The 19093-nt window shown below is 31.8% G+C and carries 14 protein-coding genes; all 14 read right to left on the bottom strand.

What is annotated here, in order from left to right:
- Positions 1-204 precede the first annotated feature (204 nt).
- The 14 genes from ACO409_RS07550 to ACO409_RS07615 all read right to left on the bottom strand — a co-directional run bounded on the left by ACO409_RS07550 (position 205) and on the right by ACO409_RS07615 (position 19030).
- Entirely contained in the window at positions 205-1566 is a 1362-nt protein-coding gene (locus tag ACO409_RS07550; protein ID WP_485556173.1) for a bifunctional folylpolyglutamate synthase/dihydrofolate synthase, read from the bottom strand.
- 432 nt (positions 1567-1998) lie between these two features.
- Positions 1999-9129 carry an autotransporter-associated N-terminal domain-containing protein gene (locus ACO409_RS07555; protein ID WP_485556174.1) on the bottom strand — a complete coding sequence of 2377 codons (7131 nt, stop codon included), beginning with the start codon at positions 9127-9129 and terminating at the stop codon, positions 1999-2001.
- Between the two features lie 400 nt (positions 9130-9529).
- Entirely contained in the window at positions 9530-9799 is a 270-nt protein-coding gene (gene rpsP, locus ACO409_RS07560; protein WP_314393013.1) for a 30S ribosomal protein S16, read from the bottom strand.
- A 258-nt stretch (positions 9800-10057) separates the two neighbouring features.
- Positions 10058-11050, bottom strand: coding sequence for a lipoate--protein ligase (lplA, locus tag ACO409_RS07565; RefSeq protein WP_485556175.1), 993 nt, complete (start codon positions 11048-11050; stop codon positions 10058-10060).
- Positions 11051-11071: 21 nt separating this feature from the next.
- Positions 11072-12802, bottom strand: a complete 1731-nt coding sequence (gene lpdA, locus ACO409_RS07570; RefSeq protein WP_485556176.1) for a dihydrolipoyl dehydrogenase — start codon at positions 12800-12802, stop codon at positions 11072-11074.
- A gap of 35 nt (positions 12803-12837) precedes the next feature.
- Positions 12838-13872, bottom strand: coding sequence for a dihydrolipoamide acetyltransferase (locus ACO409_RS07575; protein WP_485556177.1), 1035 nt, complete (start codon positions 13870-13872; stop codon positions 12838-12840).
- A 44-nt stretch (positions 13873-13916) separates the two neighbouring features.
- Positions 13917-14909, bottom strand: a complete 993-nt coding sequence (locus ACO409_RS07580; protein WP_485556178.1) for an alpha-ketoacid dehydrogenase subunit beta — start codon at positions 14907-14909, stop codon at positions 13917-13919.
- A gap of 162 nt (positions 14910-15071) precedes the next feature.
- Complete coding sequence (locus ACO409_RS07585; protein ID WP_485556179.1) at positions 15072-16037, bottom strand: thiamine pyrophosphate-dependent dehydrogenase E1 component subunit alpha; 966 nt, start codon at positions 16035-16037, stop codon at positions 15072-15074.
- A gap of 333 nt (positions 16038-16370) precedes the next feature.
- On the bottom strand, positions 16371-16694 hold the full coding sequence (locus ACO409_RS07590; protein ID WP_485556180.1) for a hypothetical protein: 324 nt from the start codon (positions 16692-16694) through the stop codon (positions 16371-16373).
- A complete protein-coding gene (locus ACO409_RS07595) occupies positions 16672-17043 on the bottom strand; it encodes a hypothetical protein (RefSeq protein WP_485556181.1) in 372 nt (123 codons plus the stop codon). Before ACO409_RS07595 ends, ACO409_RS07590 begins: the two co-directional genes overlap by 23 nt.
- Positions 17044-17054: 11 nt before the next feature.
- Positions 17055-17381, bottom strand: coding sequence for a universal stress protein (locus ACO409_RS07600; RefSeq protein ID WP_485556182.1), 327 nt, complete (start codon positions 17379-17381; stop codon positions 17055-17057).
- Between the two features lie 39 nt (positions 17382-17420).
- Positions 17421-17846 (bottom strand): M15 family metallopeptidase, encoded by a 426-nt coding sequence (locus ACO409_RS07605; RefSeq protein WP_485556183.1) that lies wholly within the window; start codon positions 17844-17846, stop codon positions 17421-17423.
- Positions 17847-18344 carry a cytoplasmic protein gene (locus ACO409_RS07610; RefSeq protein WP_485556184.1) on the bottom strand — a complete coding sequence of 166 codons (498 nt, stop codon included), beginning with the start codon at positions 18342-18344 and terminating at the stop codon, positions 17847-17849.
- Entirely contained in the window at positions 18332-19030 is a 699-nt protein-coding gene (locus ACO409_RS07615; RefSeq protein WP_485556185.1) for a hypothetical protein, read from the bottom strand. The genes ACO409_RS07610 and ACO409_RS07615 overlap by 13 nt, the downstream gene beginning before the upstream one ends.
- Positions 19031-19093: the final 63 nt, after the last annotated feature.

Raw genomic sequence — 19093 nt, forward strand, 5'->3', positions numbered from 1 at the left:
TTTGTTAATTAAAAATTTGATTAAATTTATTTGCCCCTATATTTTTTACTCTGTCCATTAAAGAAAAATCCTCTTTTAAACTTTTCATTTTTTTTGCCTCCTTAAAAATTTATTTACTTTTATTTTAAAACATATTTACTAATATTTCAACCTTTAAATCAAAATTTTGTTATTTTTTTAACTATATATAAATTTTAAATTCTATTATAAAAATAATTTTTTAAACTTCGCAATCTCATAAAAAGATCCGCAAACTACAATCACCTTATACGAATTATCATTTTTTAAAATCATTTCCTTTGCCTGATTATAAGCCTGTAAAATATCATCTTCAAAAATAATATTTTTTGTAGAAATGCTTGAATTTTCCAGATCTTTCTTTATTTCATCGGCAGAAAGTCCATAAGTTACCTCTTTTAGTGAAGTTATAAAAATTTTATAATTTTTTTCCAAAATCTTTTTAAAAATAGTCACAATATCCTTTGTTCCAAGTATTGAAAGAATAAAAATCACTTCATCATCTTTAAAAAGTTCATTCAAATTTTCAGTCAGAACCTTTACAGAATCTTCGTTATGAGCAACGTCCAAAATTGTAGCTGGATTTTGTGAAAAAATCTCAAACCGTCCAGCCAATGAAATTTGATTAATCCCATTTTGAATAACTTTGTCACTAATTCCATAAATTTTGGCAATCTCGTAGGCAATTAAAAAATTATTTGCTTGAAATTTTCCAAAAAGTGGCAGCACAAATATTTTTTCTAAATTATTTTTATTATTATTAATTTTTTCAATATTTTCAGATTTTTTAACATTTTCATTTTCAATAATTTTCACAATTGTCTTATAATTTTGATCATCCAATTCAACCTGCAAATTTTTATATTTTTTCAAAACATTTATCGAATTATCTGTTTCCCTTTTCACAGCTTCTTCCAGTTCAGCCAAATTCTGAGCATAAATACAAAGCTCTTTATCCTTTATAATCCCAGCTTTTCTAGCTGCAATTTTTTCAAGTGAATTTCCCAAAAGGGCAACATGGTCAAAACTCACATTTGTTATAGCCGCTATTGTCGATTTTACAATATTTGTGGCATCATATCTTCCGCCTAGTCCAGTTTCTAGAAATATAAAATCAGGATTTTTTTCTTTGAAATAAAGCAAGGCTACAAAAGTTGTGATTTCAAAAAAATTTACCTTTAAGCCATTTTCTTCCAAAACATTCATAACAGCCTCACAATGCTTCACAACATCCTCATCTGAAATCATCTCTTTATTTACCAAAATTCTTTCATTAAATCGTAAAATATGCGGTGAAGTAAATTTAGCAACCGAATATCCAGCTGCAAAAAAAATATTTTCCAAAAATGTCGCTGTCGATCCTTTTCCATTTGTCCCTGCAATATGAATGATTTTCTTATTTTCACAAGGCTTTCCTAATAATTCATAAATTTTTTTTAGCTTTTCATTATTTTGATTTAGTGATTCTTTTGTTATTCTCTTATTAATCGTTCTCATATTAAAAATTTTTTCTAAAATTTCATTTATTTTTGTTTTATCGTTTTTCATTTTTTTATTTATTTTTTGCCAAGAAGTAAGATTCTTTGTATTATCAACCTTTCTTTAATTTTTTTTATTATACTTCAAATTTGGCAGTTTGTAAAGTATGCTTGAACCTATTCAAAATTAATGCTAAACCCCCTTTTAAAAATAGGAACAAATTTTTATAATATTTATTTCATAATCATTCTAAACTAATTACTATGTTTTTTTATTTTTGCAGGATTTCTTATTTCCGCAAATTCTACAACCTATGGCTAGTCTACGACATTTTTCTATAAATAAAAAATAGCACAATTTATTCTACGCTTTTAATTACGAGTTTTTGTGCTATTTTCATAAAAATTTACGCTAAAATCTCTATTAATCTTAGTAGGCAAGGAGAAACCCTCCCCTTGCCATAAAATCCTAATATTGTTCTGTTTTTAAAGCGATTCAGAATTAGTAAATCGCTCTAAATCCAATTCCACCTCTAACATTTTTTCCTTTAGTGTCATAACCAGCATTTACTGTTACACCAAATCTTGTGTTATCCACACCAATGTTAAGATCGAATTTACCATTTCCTTTTCTATCTTCTTTTTCATTTCTCAAGTTATACCAGTCAGCTGTTGTATATCTTACTCTTGCTTGATTTAATTTATTTAATTTACCAAGTTCATTTTCATAAGCTGCTGTTAATCCTACTGATAGCTGAGTTCTTACTGCTAACGGCTGGATATATTTAAATTCCATTCCTGCTTCAGGTTTTACAGAGAAGTAGTCATTTCCTTTAACTTCTAGCCGCATTTGCCCAGAATTTTCCTTTATGTCGCTAAATCTTCCATATTCCATTTTTAATGCTCCATAAGGACGTAAATGTGTTCTTTCGCTCATTCTTATGTCGTATCCCAGCTCATTTTTCAAAGCTGCTCCATAAGAGTTATACGTAGATTTTGCTTCAAATGTATCATCTACAACCCAATATTTACGCTTCATATTGTTAATTCCACCAAATATATCTCCTGCGACTGTCCATTGCAATGCTCCATTATAGTCTTTTTTCGGAGACATTGTCTTAAAGATTCCAGCTTTTATCATTGTCTGATCTTCTCTTGATTTTCCTAAATCTTTGAACTTAAATCTGTTTGTAACTGCTCCTGCATACCATCCACTTGATTTACCCATCTGAACTTTTTCATCTTCATGAACGTAGGCAACTCCCCAGGCATTGCTGTCATAATTGATTACTCCTGCTGTATTAGTATTATATTCGTCTTTCATTCCAAATACTTTTATCTTATTATTTTGTTTAGATGGATTTCTCCAATCTTTCCATAAGTATTTAAATTCTTTATCCAATGCATTTCCAGTTGCATTTATTCTTTGTTGAGTATTCGAATATTCATAACCTTTCATTTCATTTACAGCTTGTGCAAATATATGCGGTTCTCCTTTTCCTAAGTCATTCAACTTATTGAAAATTTGTTTTTCTCTTGAATGGATACCTTCAACTCCATATCTTTGTTCAAGACCATCAAGGAAATGTTCTGTATCAACATCGTTTTTGCTTGCAAAATCCGTATACGGTATTTTTACCATATATACTGTTTTTATTGGTGCCGCTATATTTCCTGAATCTACCGGTTGTGCTATCCAAGTCAAGCTTGCTGAATTTACATTCAATGTAACTCCTGTCGACACAACGCTCGCCAATGCATCATTATACGGTTTCAAAATATTATCTCCAATTTGGATTGCTTTTGCATTTAAGTATTTAGTAACTTCTGTACCCATGATTAAATCTACATCTGTCAATCCTGATAAATTACTCAATCCTTGAATTGGTTGAGTGTAGTTTATTCCTGAAGTATCTACATACATTCCGATGCTTGAAATTTCTCCATTTGAATGTGTATGATTATAATCCATCTTTTCTGTTTCCAGATTAAGTTTTGTTACTCCAGACAAATCAGTTATCAATACTTCTGGTGCTTGTGGAGATGCTATATTTGTATCAACTTTTACTGGTGCTACATCTACACCGTCTATTGAAATTGAAACTGGGCTAGGCAATGATGCAGGCGGAACTTTTACAATTGCTTTTCCTGTTATTTTCTTGTCAGTCGCTGTTCCTTCCACATAAGGTCTTGTTGAAGTATTTCCAGTTCCATGTTCCTGATAAGGAACATAATTTGGATCTGTCACATCTCCTCTAAATGCGTATACACCAATGTTTTTATTTCCAGCAATATTTATTGTTCCGTAGTTCTTAATTACTCCTCCATTTGCTACAACTACTCCCTTTATTCCTTTTCCATTTGCTGTTGGTGTTGTCTGGATTGTTCCATAGTTTTCTCCAATCGCATATCTGTCAATATACATTCCTGTCGTATTATTTCCACTCAAGTTAATAGTTCCTCTATTAATTGCCTTTGAACCAGATCCTGCTGCATACATTCCAACACTATTGTCATCAGATACATTGATAGTTCCATAATTTTCTATTGTTCCTTCATTTGTTGAAACTTTTGAAGTTTCATCGTAATATCCAGTTGCCATTCCGATTCCATATTGCTTGCTAGTTACATTGCTTGGACCTACTGTAATTACTCCAAAGTTCTTACTATTTCCTTGTGTAGAATAAACTCCAATATTTCCAACACCTGCTCTCAAGTCAATATTTCCATAATTTTCTGCATCTTGTGAAGAATAAATTCCATATCCACTATTCTTATCCATTACAATATCTGATTTATTTATAATTTTTCCACCTAAACTTTGAGGAGCTCCAGAATATACGTATACTGATTTTTCCCCAACGTGAACAGGATTTGCTGTTGGATTTATTGTCAAGTCTGTCTTAGCCTTTGAAGCCGTTATCAAGTATCCAAACGAATCTGTATCTCCAACCTTCATGTCAACAGATGATGTAACTGTTGTCGCTTGCGGATTTTTACTATCATCTGCAATATAAACTCCAACTGCATTATTATTTGCTACATCAATTTTTCCACCTGTAAGATTTACATTCGGTCCTGTAGAATAAACTCCAACTCCGTCATCAGCCACATTAATCTCACCAGCAGTCATATTGACATCTTTTCCGTAAATTCCGTAAGAAGATTTTCCAACATTAATCTTTCCAGTATTTGTAATAGTTGAAACCTGATCATCAATATACATTCCAATAGATTCATTTCCAGCAGAAGTTGCCGCAACATTAATTTCTCCGTTATTTATCAAATCAGAATCTTTCGTTCCATACATTCCTGCCGACTTAGTACCGTTAACATTAATCTTACCGCTGCTAGCATTTGTAATTATACCATTATTTGCTCCCATTCCTACTGAACTGTTGTTTCCATTAATCGTAATCTCACCTTTATTTACACCAACTGTATCAGTTTTAGCTTTTCTATCAGAAGCATTTGTTACAACATATTTTCCAGAACTGTCTTTATCAGTACTGTTATTCTTCACAAACATTCCAACAGCACCATCATTATCCATCGTAATCTTACCAGTTGCACCATTTTCAACATTTACTGTTCCAAATTTAGTTCCACCGTTTGCAATTACATTATTATAATATGTTTCATCTGCTGGATTTATTGCAAGCCCTGTTTTTGAGTCAATTCTATAAGAAATTCCCAAAATACCAATTGATTTTTTACCTCCAGCATTTACCTTTCCATCATTAACTACCTTTGTACTATTTGTACCAAATATTCCAATAGCCTTGTCATTTGGACCATTTACTGTTCCTTTTTCAACATTTACTATTCCTGTAGCATTATTATTAATATATCCGTAATCTACATAAAGACCTATTCCACCTTTATCAGTTCCAACTGTTCTATCTGCTGATACTGTTCCATTATTACTAATTCCTGTTGTGTCATTATTCTTTGTCTGTGCACTTGCTGTTACTGCAAGACCAACAGGAGTTTTAAGATTGGCATCTATCGCATTCATTTGCGTATCATCCAGTTCAGCCTTAACAGAACCTGCAGAAGTTACATCAATCTTAGAATTTTGATACAAAAATCTTTTTGTAAATACTTCACTATCTGAATCCGTTGTATTATTTGCTTTATCAACAGCTGATTTTATGTTAATTTGGGCATTGTCAACAACTGCATATTTATGTTTTCCAGTTGCTCCTGATCCCGCTACTGGTGTAATTGTTCCTACTCCTGCACCTAACAATTGCGTTTTCAAAGGAGTTCCCGAACTATCAATATCAACTGTTACTATACCTGTAGCAGAATTTCGTAAATCAGCAATTATTACATCATCTGATGTTACATCAATATTTGTATTAGAAAGATTTATCGCATTTGGATTAGCTTGATCATACACATATCCAACAGCTTCATCTCCTAATATTAACTTACCATTTGTTAATTGTATTTTTCCTGTAGTTGCAGTAGCTGGAACTAAAGCTGATGTCTTATCAATACCTGCATATAATGCATATCCTTTTCCATTATACTCAACTTGTGCTCCTTTTAAATTTACATTTCCATCATTTAAAGCTGCTATTGCTGTAGACCCATTTTCTACTTTTATGGAATTGTTTTCTGCATTAATTTCACCATTATTATTTGCAAATAACCCAAATCCCATATATTTATTAGTGCTATTTTTCCCACCTTGTATTGAAATATTCGCTGGTAATGGTGTTGTTGTTACTGGTGATGATGGTGCTATTCTGTCTATTGTTATAGTCGCTCCATTATTCGCATATGCAGCCCCAACATTATCATTTGGACGACTAGGAGTAGCTTCGTATCTTGATCCAGAAATATTTACTCCTGGAGTTGTTGAAGATGAATTAGTTGCTGAACTATTAACTTTTACAGTCGAATGATCATCTGCTACAATCGCTATTGAATTAGTAGCATTTGTTGATCTAACTTCATTTACTTCAACTGAATTTGAAACAGCATTTGCTGCACTATTTTTTCCAACAGCTACAATTGCTCTATTTCCTCTATCTGAATTATCAGAAGCTCCAGTTATTGTTACAACATCTCCAATTACTTTACCATCTGTCTGGTGAGTAAGATTTCCTGACAAATCTCTACTTCCACCAACTAAAACTCCTATATTATTCGTACTATTTATACCTGATAAATTAATACTTCCTTTACCAAGTTTATATATAGCGTCATTTCCAGTAAGAACTCCGATATTTCCTTCAGTATTTCCAAAAATATTAATTTGGTGTCCGAATTTATTTATTCCTGTTGTTGCACTAACAGTATCTTTACTAAAGTCTATGTTATAGTTTGAGAATATACCAAAACTTTTTTCAATTTTAGGGTTAGTATTGTTTAAATTAAATTTATCTGGTGTTCCTTCTGTTGAATATTCATCAATAGTACCTGGATTACTACTTATTGAAATTGTATTTTTTGAAGTATATTGTTGATTTCCAGTATCATTTGAATCTCCTATGTTAACGGCAAAGTTTCCGTAAACTACTGAATCTCCATTAGCACTAGCTCTTGTGATTGATGGTTGATTTGCAAGAACTACATCATGTTTACCTGTTGCATCCTTATGATAATATTGTTTCTCTGTAAGACCAGCCACATTAGTATAATCTTTATCTGATGTATCGTTCGTTACCTTCTCAATATACAAACCTATGCTATTATCTCCATATAAAGTCATAGGTGACCAATCATTAGTACCATTATTCGTACTTTTATTTGAAAAATCTAAATTTAACTGCCTAACATAATTCGGTGTTTTAATATAAGTTCCAACAGATCCATCACCGTATTCTTTTATTTCTCCTTTTCTATTAACTATCGTTACATCTCTTCTTGCTGTAGTATTTATTGTACGTTCATATGGATCAGGATTTATAAAAAATACTGCTGAATTTTTATTATATAAATTTATATTTCCTGAATTATATAATACTTGTGCAATTCCATTAGTCCCAGTTGTAGCATTTCCAAAACCATATACTTCTGGTGATACTACAAAAACTGCAGCATCAGAATTTAACACTCCACCATCAGAAATTCTTTTCATAGGGTGTATAACTATATCTCCTGTATTAATAACTGTTGCTGTCCATTTTGCATTTGGTGTTCCATTAGTATGATCATAACTATTTGAAAATGCTACTTTTTCTCCTTCTATTACAGTTTTTCCACTATTTATAAAAGTTTGTGAATGTGTAAGACCTTTTGCCGTTGTAATATCTTTAAAATCATCCCACGCATTTTTAACTTTTACTTTTTGAACAGCAGAAACTGGATCAGTAGGAAAATTATTCAATACTGTGTTAACTCTAGTATTTTCATCATTCGTTGTACCATTATTAATTGGTTGAGCACCATGTGTATCCAAGTGAACTATTTCTTTTACTCCAACATTTGCTGCTGTGGAATTTTGCTTTGTGTATATTAAATTTGCATTATTAATCATAGTAGAAGATTGTCTACCACCATAAGAAGCCATTTTTAAGAAACCTGTTTTAGAAGTAGGTGATCCCGTATTCGTTACTGTCATTGTAGCTCCTCTAGAATAATTTCCAGACAATCCTGGAGAAACAGAAATACCTGCCGGAGATATAGCACCACTATTATTACCTTTTACAGGAGCATTAGAGGCATTATAAAATGTGTAATCATTGTATCCGTATTTCCAATATCCTGAACTACGAAATTTATTTCCAGCATAACCAGCCGTATTACTTGTACTAACACCAGTAAGTTCTGTTGCAAAATTTCCTGTTAAGATTGATACACCTTCAATTATTCCATGTCCTGAACCATCCCATCTCGCTGGTTTTTCAGGTGTTGTAGCTGTTGCAGGTACTTTAGGATAAAAATGACTAGAACTATAATCAAAATAATCATCTCCTCCATTCCCAAGAGATTCCCCAACCAAATTAAAAGTAGGTGGTGTAAAAGTTACTGATGTACTAACAACTGGTGCTGATGGTGGTGTAACTGTTCTTGGAGTAAACGAAGGCAGCTCACTTATATCCACAGCCATTGATACATTAGCTTGTTTTACTCTTGGTATTAACGGAGTAAGTGAAGCTGATACTGGGATTGAGGCATTTGGTTCTTGTCTGATTCCCAGTTCTGTTGTGTTTCCGTATAAAGTGTGGGGAAAAGCTTCGTATTTGGTTTTACTCATTGTTTTTTCACGTTCGTATTTGAAATCTGCGGTTTTATCTCCACGTCCTTTATATGAACCTTTCCAATTATTGTAAAAACCATTTAGTCCGTATTGCCAGCTGCTCCATGGGCTTTTTACAACGTGATCTCCTTGTTCCATTAGCTTAACTAATTCCAAGTTTGTCTTTCTAATTAGTTTATCATTTTCATGCCGTGCAAACCTGAAATCACTCTTCAAATTTGTTATTGACGTACTAATCTCCTTTGTCTGCTCTTTAATTTCATTTTCAGCCGAAAAAAGATTAAATGAAACTCCTGTCAACTCTATTACCCCAGTCAACAAAAAGGTAATAAGTGACGAATCGGTATATTTAAAACCTTTTACTCTTTTTGCAAAAGATTTCAAATCCTTTTTTAAATTTTTCAAATTATTTGTCATAATTTAAACTCCTTTTTATTTAAATTTTATCTAGTTGCTAAATTCCATTAAAAAACAAAAATTTACTTTTCAAATGTAAAAAAAACTCCATTATTTATAATATAAATATTATAAAATTATTATTCCATTTGAAATTCATTATTTAAACACAGAATAACATTAGACATATAATCATATAATAAAAAACAAAAAAAATCAAGTGCCTTTTTAAATTTTTTTGTAATATACTGTCTTACAAAATATACTAGAATCCATTCAAAATTAAATTATTAAAATTAGATTAATTTTATAATAAATACAAATATTAATTTTACCTAAAAAAATTTGCCCTAAAAATCAAAAATTAAGGCAAATATTATGTCAATTATAAAATATAATTCTATAAAGTACGTGCTTATAACTATTTTTTCTTAGTTTCTTGGAATTTAGCCCATACTCCTGCTTTTGTCAAAATACTTTTAACAGTTTCAGTTGGTTGAGCACCGTTTGATAAGTATTTCAAGATTTCTTCCTCTTTCAATACTACTTGCTTGTCATCTTCAACAAGTGGGTTAAAAGTCCCAAGATAAGCAACTGCTTTTCCATCTCTTCTAGATAAAGCTTCCATAGCTACTATTCTGTAAAAAGGGATTTTTTTTCTTCCCAATCTAGTCAATCTTAATTTTAACATTAAATGTTACCTCCATATTATTTAATAATTTTAAAATTCATTATTTTAAATGTACTATGATTATACAAAAATTTTGATGAGTTGTCAAGTTTTTTTTCTTTACAATTTTTCAAAAAAAACTATTGACAATTTCTGAAAATACGATACAATAAAATTACTTAAAAAACCTAAGGGATTTTAATATATGATAAAATTGGGTAAAAAAATTTTAAAACAAGGGGATTTACCCCTTGCTAAAAAATATTTCATAATCAATCCCTATTCTACAATAACTTCCACAACTTCATCCACCGTAAATTTAGAAAAATACTCCCCAATATCAATTGACTCCAATTTTTCCTTAACATCTTCCCTCGTATATTTCACATTTTTCAAAAGATTTTCGATTTCACTCAAATCTTCATTTTTTCCAAAGAAATCCCCATAAAATTTGATATTTTTAATTCTAGAATTTTCAACCGTGGCAAAAATCTGGATTTTTCCATTTTTAAATCTTTTTCCTCTAGTTATATTAAATTCTGGTGACTCTCCATAATTCCATTCCCAGCTTCTTTTAATTTCAGCTCTTTTAGCAATATAATCTAACTCTTCCTTGCTGAAAACATATTCTTTCATATCGGGATACTGTTTTTTCATATATTCCATAATTTTATTGCCAAATTCTTCAACTGTAATAGGAGTTTTCAAATGAGGCAATATATTCGTAACTCTACTTCTAACAGACTTTACACCTTTTGACTCAATTTTATCTTTAGAAACTTTCAAAGCATCTCCTAAAGCACTAAAATCAACATTAAATAAAAGGCAGCCGTGATGCATCACTCTATCTTTTATGTAAGCCTGTGCATTTCCACAAAATTTTTGCCCGTCAATTTCCAAGTCATTTCTTCCAGTAAACTCAGCTTTTACGCCTAATTCTGCCAATGTTTCAATTATTGGTTTTGAAAACTCTTTAAAATTGAAACCTTCTTTATTTTTATCTCTATTAGAAATAATCGTATAATTCAAATTATTCAAATCGTGATAAACTGCCCCTCCACCAGAAATTCTACGAATTACATGAATCCCTTTTTCTCTAGTATATTCTGTATTAATTTCCTCAATAGTATTCTGATATTTCCCGACAATTATTGAAGGTTCATTTATCCAAAGTAAAAATATTTCATCTTCATCCTTTAATTTTTTAAAGCAATATTCTTCCATAGCAATATTAAATGCCGTATCGTGAGTTTTACTAATATAATAAATCATAATAATCAGTCCTTTTTCATCCTATTTTCTTTTTTTGGGCAAATGAATAGCTTCATCAAGTGCATCTGCACATGCTTCAAACAGTGCTTCAGAATAAGTTGGATGAGCATAAATTGTCTTAATTACTTCATCCACAGTAATTTCCATTGCCATAAGTCCAGATGCTTCGTTAATAATTTCTGCAGCTGAAGGTCCTACTATATGAACTCCCAATATTTCATCATACTTCTTATCCATTATAACTTTTACAAATCCAGCTGTTTCACTTGAAGCCAATGCTCTTCCATTTGCAGCAAACTGGAATTTCCCAATTTTAATATCATATTTTTCTTTTGCTTCTTCTTCTGTAAGTCCAACCATCGCCACTTCTGGTACTGTGTAAATTGCAGATGGAGTTGTTTCAAGCCTAATCTCCCTATGATTTCCTTTAACTGCATTTTCAGCCGCAACTTCTCCCATTCTAAATGCCGCATGAGCAAGCATCTTAATTCCATTCACATCTCCAGGTGCATAAATTCCAGCTACACTTGTTTCCATATATTTGTCAACCTTAATTTTCCCTTTTTCCATTTCTAGCTCAATTTCTCCAACAGCTTCCAAATCAGGCACTCTTCCAATCGAAAGCAATGCCTTTTCAGAAACAATATCATCATGTCCGATAACTTTAATTGTTAGATTATGTCCATCATCAACTATTTCTTCAATTTGTGTGGAAGTCAATATTTTCATTCCTTTTTTCTCAAGTTCCTTTCTAAGCGTAGCTGATGATTCTCTATCTACTCCAGGTACAATTCTGTCCATCATTTCCACAACAGTAACTTGACTTCCAAATGACATAAATACTTGCCCAAGCTCAATTCCAACAACTCCTCCTCCAATTACAGCAAGCGATTTTGGAATTTGCTGTATATCTAAAATATCGTCACTTGTAAGCACTTTACTGCTTTCAATTCCAGGAATATTAATTTTTCCAACTTTCGATCCTCCAGCCAAAATTATTTTATCAGCTTTTAAAACAGTTTTCCCATTTACAACAACATCTTTATCCCTATTAATTTTTCCAACTCCATTAAACATCTTAATTTCATTACTCTTCAATAACCCTCTTACACCATTTGTCAATGTTTTAACAATTTCATTTTTCAATTGTACAACTTTTGGCATATCAATTGTGTATTTTTCGCTTTCTAAAATAATTCCCCTTTTTCCTGCCATTTCAATACCTTCTATAATTTCAGCATTTTTAAGAAATGTTTTTGTAGGAATGCACCCTTTATTTAAACAAGTTCCACCAAACTCGCTTTTTTCCACAACTGCCACTTTTGCTCCAAGCTGAGCTGCACGAATTGCCGCTACATATCCTGCAGGCCCTCCTCCAATGACAACAACATCAAATTCATCTTCTGATTTTTCTTTTTTAGGTTCATTAGCTGCAGCCACTTTTTCTGAATCCGTTTGAGAAACTGTATTTTCTGGTGCTGTATTTGTAGAACCTGCTTCTGGAATCACTTCTCCTTCTGCACCAATATATCCAATAATTTCAGTAACAGGTACTGTCTCTCCATCACCTTTTAATATTTTAATCAAATATCCTGATTCTTCTGCTTCCAGCTCCATACTTGTTTTATCTGTCATTATTTCAAGTAAAATTTCTCCTTCTTCTACCTTTTCCCCTTCTTTTTTATTCCATTTTATAATCTGCCCTTCAGTCATGTCTATTCCAGCTTTAGGCATTATTACTTCAGTAGCCATTTATTTTTCACTCCTTATATATTTTTCTTAGATACTTAAATTAACAAAGTAATCGGATTTTCCAAGGCCTTTTTCAAATCCTGCATAAATTTAGCCCCCGCAAGGCCATCTACAACTCTATGATCAATCGTAAGCGTCAAAGTCATCATTGGACGGATTGTAATTTCCCCATTTATCACAACAGGCTTTTCAACAGTAGCTGAAACTCCCAATATCGCTGAATTTGGCTGATTTATTATTGGATTAAAACTTTGCACTCCAAACATTCCCAAATTACTTATCGTAAACGTACTTCCACTTTGCTCGTCAGGCGTAAGTTTCATATCCAAAGCCTTTTTAACAATTTTCTTAGAAGCAACAACTAGTTCGCTAAGTGTCATTTTATCTGCTCCTTTTACAACAGGTACAAGAAGTCCTCCATCAAATCCAACTGCAATCGCTAAATTTACATAATTATGCAGAATAATTTTTGTCCCGTCTTCTGAAAGACTCGAATTTACAAATTTATGCTTTAGTAAAGTCTTTATAACTGCAAATGAAATAATATCTGTTATTGTTATTTTTTTCCCTGTATTCTCCAAAATTGTATCAAGTATTTTCTTTCTCAATTCAATAACTTGTGTCATATCAATTTCATAATTAAGTGCAAATGTAGGAGCTGTCAAATAACTTTCAGTCATCCGTTTAGAAATAACTTTTCTCATCGCTGTCATTGGCACAATTTCCACATCCTGTTCCAGAACTTTATTTTCTTGTGCTGCAATAGCTTCTTCACGTCTTGCCAATTTTTCTTTTTCTTGTGGTTTAGCAATCAATTTTAAAATGTCATCTCTCATTATCTTCCCATTATACCCAGTTCCAACAACATTTTCCAATTCAATATTATAATCTTTTGCAATTTTTCTTGCAAGCGGTGATATTCTTATTTGCTTTTCAAACTTAAATGTTTGAACATCTTCTTTATGAATACGTCCGTTCGCTCCACTTCCCTTTACAAGAAAAAGATCAAGTCCCATTTGCTGTGCCAGTTTACGTGCTGCAGGAGTAGCTCTCAACTTATCATTTTCCATAATTTTTTCCTTTCTGATTTTTTTTGCTATTTTATTAAATAAATTTACTGTTTATTTTTTACTTTTCTAATTGCTTCTACAATTTTTTCTACACTTGGCACCATCGCTGTTTCAAGAGCATGATTATAAGGTATCGGCACATCTTCTCCAGCCAATCTCACAATCGGATGATCCAAATAGTCAAAAGCATCACTTTCCGAAATAATTGCAGAAATTTCTCCAATAAATCCACTTGTCTTATGAGCATCATTTACCAAAATAACTCGTCCTGTCTTTTTCACAGAATTTAAAATAATTTCCTTATCCAACGGTATTAATGTTCTAGGATCCACTACTTCTACACTAATCCCTTCTTTTTCCGCAATTTCCGCCGCTTTCATCACTCTTTCCAACATTCTTCCATAAGTTACAATCGTAATATCTTTCCCTTCTTTTTTTATTTCTCCCTTTCCTAAAGGAATAATAAATTCAGGATCTATTGGAACTTCGCCTTTCATATTGTACTGTGCTTTATATTCAAGAAAGATTACTGGATTATTATCACGAATCGCTGATTTTAAAAGTCCTTTTACATCTGCAGGTGTTCCTGGTGCAACAACTTTTACTCCTGGAATATGAGTAAACCATGCTTCAAGAGATTGTGAATGCTGTGCTGCCGATCCCACTCCAGAGCCTGCCGCACATCTAAAAGTTACAGGCACTTGCCCTTTACCACCAAACATATATCTAGCCTTTGCCGCTTGATTTACAATATTGTCCATCATATACACAATAAAGTCCATAAATGTTACATCAACTATTGGACGAAGCCCTGTCATCGCCGCACCAATCGCAGTTCCTGAAATTGCAGATTCTGAAATTGGAGTATCTTTTATTCGCTCTTCCCCAAATTCCTCCAACATTCCAACAGATGTTCCAAAATCTCCTCCAAAAATCCCAACATCTTCTCCCATTAAAAATATATTTTCATCTCTTCTCATTTCCTCTGACATTGCTGAAATAATTGCCTCTTTTACAGACATCAACTTTGTTTCCATTTTTTATCTCCCTTTTTTCTAATTTTTTTATCCACTTGTAAAATTTAAAATCTAATTAGTTCTGCATTTTACTATTTTAACTATATATTCAAACCCATTTAAAATTACACAGGCTCAGGATTTTGAGTTAGATTTTAAATCAATTTTACTATAATTTAAGCTCTAATCTGCAAAGATATCTTCAAATGCAGATTCCAATGCAGGTTCTGGACTATTTTTTGCAAATTCTACCGCATCCTCAATTTGTTTTTTCGATTTTTGCTCAAGTTCTGTCAATTCTTCCTCTGTTGCAATATTGTTTTCAAGTAAATAATTTCTTAATTTTACATTAGGATCTTTTAACTTCCATCCGTCAACTTCTTCTTTTGTTCTATATTTTCCCGGATCAGAACTAGAATGTCCAAACCATCTGTACGTTACACTTTCAATAAAAACTGGTCCATTTCCTTCCCTTACATATTTTACAGCCTTTTCAAAAGTTTCATAAACCGAAAGTACATCGTTCCCATTTTCAATAAAATATCCTGGTATTCCATAAGCTGTAGCCCTTTGATAAAGGTGTTCCACATTCGTAATTTTTTTAATTGAAGTGCTAATTCCATAACCATTATTAATTGAATAAAAAATCACAGGCACTTTCCAAACCGATGCCAAGTTCATAGCTTCATGAAAACTTCCCTCATTTGTAGCCCCATCTCCAAAAAAGCAGACTACGATTTTTCCAGTTTTTTTAACCTTTTGAGTATAAGCCGCACCAACTGCCATTCCGTGTCCACCACCAACAATTCCATTTGCTCCCAAGTTTCCGCTCTCCAAGTCAGCGATATGCATTGATCCACCTTTCCCCTTACAAGTTCCAGTAGCCTTTCCCATGATCTCAGCCATCATCCCATTTAGATCAATTCCCTTTGCGATAACCTGTCCGTGTCCCCTATGATTAGAAGTAATCAAGTCATCAGTATTCAAAGCTGCAATTGCTCCAACATTCGCTGCTTCCTCTCCTACTGATAAATGTGTCATTCCTGGCACCATTCCTCTTTTTACAAGCTGATTTACTTTCAAATCAAAATTTCTGATACTTAACATTCGCTCATAAATATTTAGCAATTTTCCCTTTGACAATTCCATAATTTCCCTCCATCTTTATATTCAATTTTTAATTTTTATTTTAAAAAAATCTTACTATATACGTACAGTTCTTAGTATAATTCATTAATATTTTGTTATTCAAAATTCTTTACTAATTTTATCATAATTTTATAATCATTACAATATTAATATATATTTATTTTAAAAAAATTTATCATAAATAACAGCTCTTATCTATTACACATATCTGTTCATAAATTTAATATTTGTAAAAATGTATACTACTTGTATATTACCATAAAATAGTTATAAAAATTTATACGTTCTTTATAGGAATAAAAAAAGATAGCCATTTCTGGCTATCCCAATAACTTACAAAAACAATTCCACAAGTTTTTTCTTGTTTTTCTTTACAGTTTCATCACTTTCTTCAAACACTCCGAATCTGTCGAATCCAACAGTTATTATTAAAGCGACAAAGTTTGTACTTATCAGAAGTATTAAATCTTCCGTTTTCGATTTTCTTTCTATACTGTCGAAAATCTCTATGTTGCTCTCCTTTTTCAATCTGCTTCTCAGTAGATTCAGATTTTGTTGTCTTTGATAGCCTCTTAATTCCAATGTAATTGCTGAATTTAAAAATATCAACGCAAACATTACAATTGCAAACTTCCTACTTTTGTGATATATTTTCATCTTTATCATCTCTCTTCTTGACAAATCCGAACTTTTCCAGCAGAAGTTCCAAAAATCCTGTGCTTATACCATATCTTTTCTGATTTACTGTTTCCAGCAAAGCCTCTCCAAAAAATCCCAAGACAGGACTCCAAGGGTATAGAAAACCCGCATTGAAATGCCCCACCACCTTATTAAGGGATAATGCAATAGCCATTGTCATTCCAGCAACGGCTATACGCTTGATGTATGGCTTTACTGGCTGATTGTCTATCATCTTCTGTGCCACTACTCCAAATAGCACTCCTGAAAAGAAAAGTATAAGAAAAAGTCCGTGATTGTCTATTATTACCTTCAAATCCTCTATCATTGATTATGCTCCTACAATATGCTTTTATTTCCTGCTTTTTCCTCATCAAAAATTTGTTGCAGTATAACTTTTAAATCAAATGTCTTTCTAGCTTTCTTTAAAACTTCTGTTAGAACTTCTTCACCAATCTCTTCTGCGAAGTCAGGAATCCATTTTCTATCAATTGATTTTTCTTTTTCCAACAGATCTTCTAACTTATCCCAAAAACCTTCATACACCTGCTTAAACTTTTCTGCTCCAGCCTTTCCTTTTGAAACTATTTCTGTTTTATAGATTAAAGTCTTTCCTAATTCTAAAATTTTACCTGTCAAATATATTTTTGCTGCTAATTTATCCATTATTATTATCTCCTATTTTTATTATTTTTATTATTTTTATTATTTTAATTCAATGTGTGGGTAATCTTTGAATTTTCGCCAATCCCCACCCCACTCGATACTTATTTTCATTTCTGCTGCGACCTTTTTTAAATGCTCCGCAACTTCTTTATATTTTTTATTGTTATCCCAATCAATGTTTCCTGGAATTGAGGGGTCATAAATTGCAAAGTCGACAGCATGTCCATATCCGTCACTTTTAGCTTGATGATTTGACTTATGCGTATACCCATCGCAATTTGTTACAATTTTGCCAGGTTTTGTCCGTCCTTGGCTATATAACTCTCTTTGATATTCCGCTGTCCTCAATCCTTGTACTACCATAAAATCGTATGGGCTATCCACTATCGCTCTTTTGAAGAGTTCTGAAAGTTTGGGATGTACTCCTTCCAATCTGCTTAAACTTAGTTTACTTAATACATACATTTAAATCACTTCCTTTTCTTTTATTAATTCCATATTTTTTAAATACCTAAATAATTTCGACGGATTGAACTGATAGCCAACCCTGTCCTTTAAAGATTTACATTTATAAGTCAATGTAAATTGTAAAGCATAATCTATTGCATTTAAACAAAACTCACTGCAAAAATATCTATCGTCATCTTGTACCTTATTAGCATAAAAAAACTGTCCTAAAATTCCTAGATAGTCGTATCCTTTGCCTTGTGCTGTTTTAAAAAACTCAATAATATCTTTCGCATCAATATTACTATCTAACTCATAAATATCCATATTCTTTTGAAACTCAAATTTCCTTGTTCTAACTCCACCAGGATTAGACAAAAAAACTTGACCATTGTAAATAAATTCGGCATGCGAATATTTTCCAAACGTCCACAGTGCTATTAAATGCCCAATCAGCCGCTTTGGCTTATGAAAACAGATATACAACGTATTTCTTTTTAATTCTACTTCTCCCATTCCTTTTCAAACTCCTTTTCAGAATCAAAATTTTTCAATTCCTCATCGCTTAATGTCTCGATTTTTACCTTTAAAGCTGTTTCCGTCATCATTGCTTTTGTTGTTTGTTCTTGCATCATTTTAGCGATTAAAAGCATATCCTGTATTGTCAAATCTACATAAATATCCTTGTCATCTAAGTCCTTAAATTTCCAGTTTTTAAAATCAGTCTGCTTTGTTGCAAGTAACATCGTTGTTATATTCCCTAAATTGTTTTTGTCCAGTTCTCTATTTTTTTGTTTATACTTTTCTTTAAAAATAAATTCTTTTTCAGAATGTTGAACTTTAAGAGCATTTAATTTCTCTTTTATATTCTCTATTTTTTTATCCCGATTTATCTTTATTTTGTTATTATCTATATACTCAAATTCAGACAACTCAACTGTTTTAATTTTTCCATTTTCAATAATTTCATTTGAGCTTAAACTATATTTCCCAGCCTTATACAGCTCTTCTTTTGTAGATTCTCTTAATTTCCCGTTTTCCAAAATCGGATTATTTAATAATGTCTCAGAAAATTTCATTGTTTTTTCATCCCAAAGCGGATAAAACAGATTTGGTTTTTCTTTAAATTCCTCCGCTGTTGTAACTATCGGTCGTGCTATACACTCCATTGTTGCAATTAAATAAATGTAAATTACTGTCATTTTTATCACTCCATTTCTTTATTTTTTAAGGTTTTTATTCTGTGCTAACTTATGAATTTGTAC

The sequence above is a fragment of the Leptotrichia sp. genome, assembly GCF_057270615.1.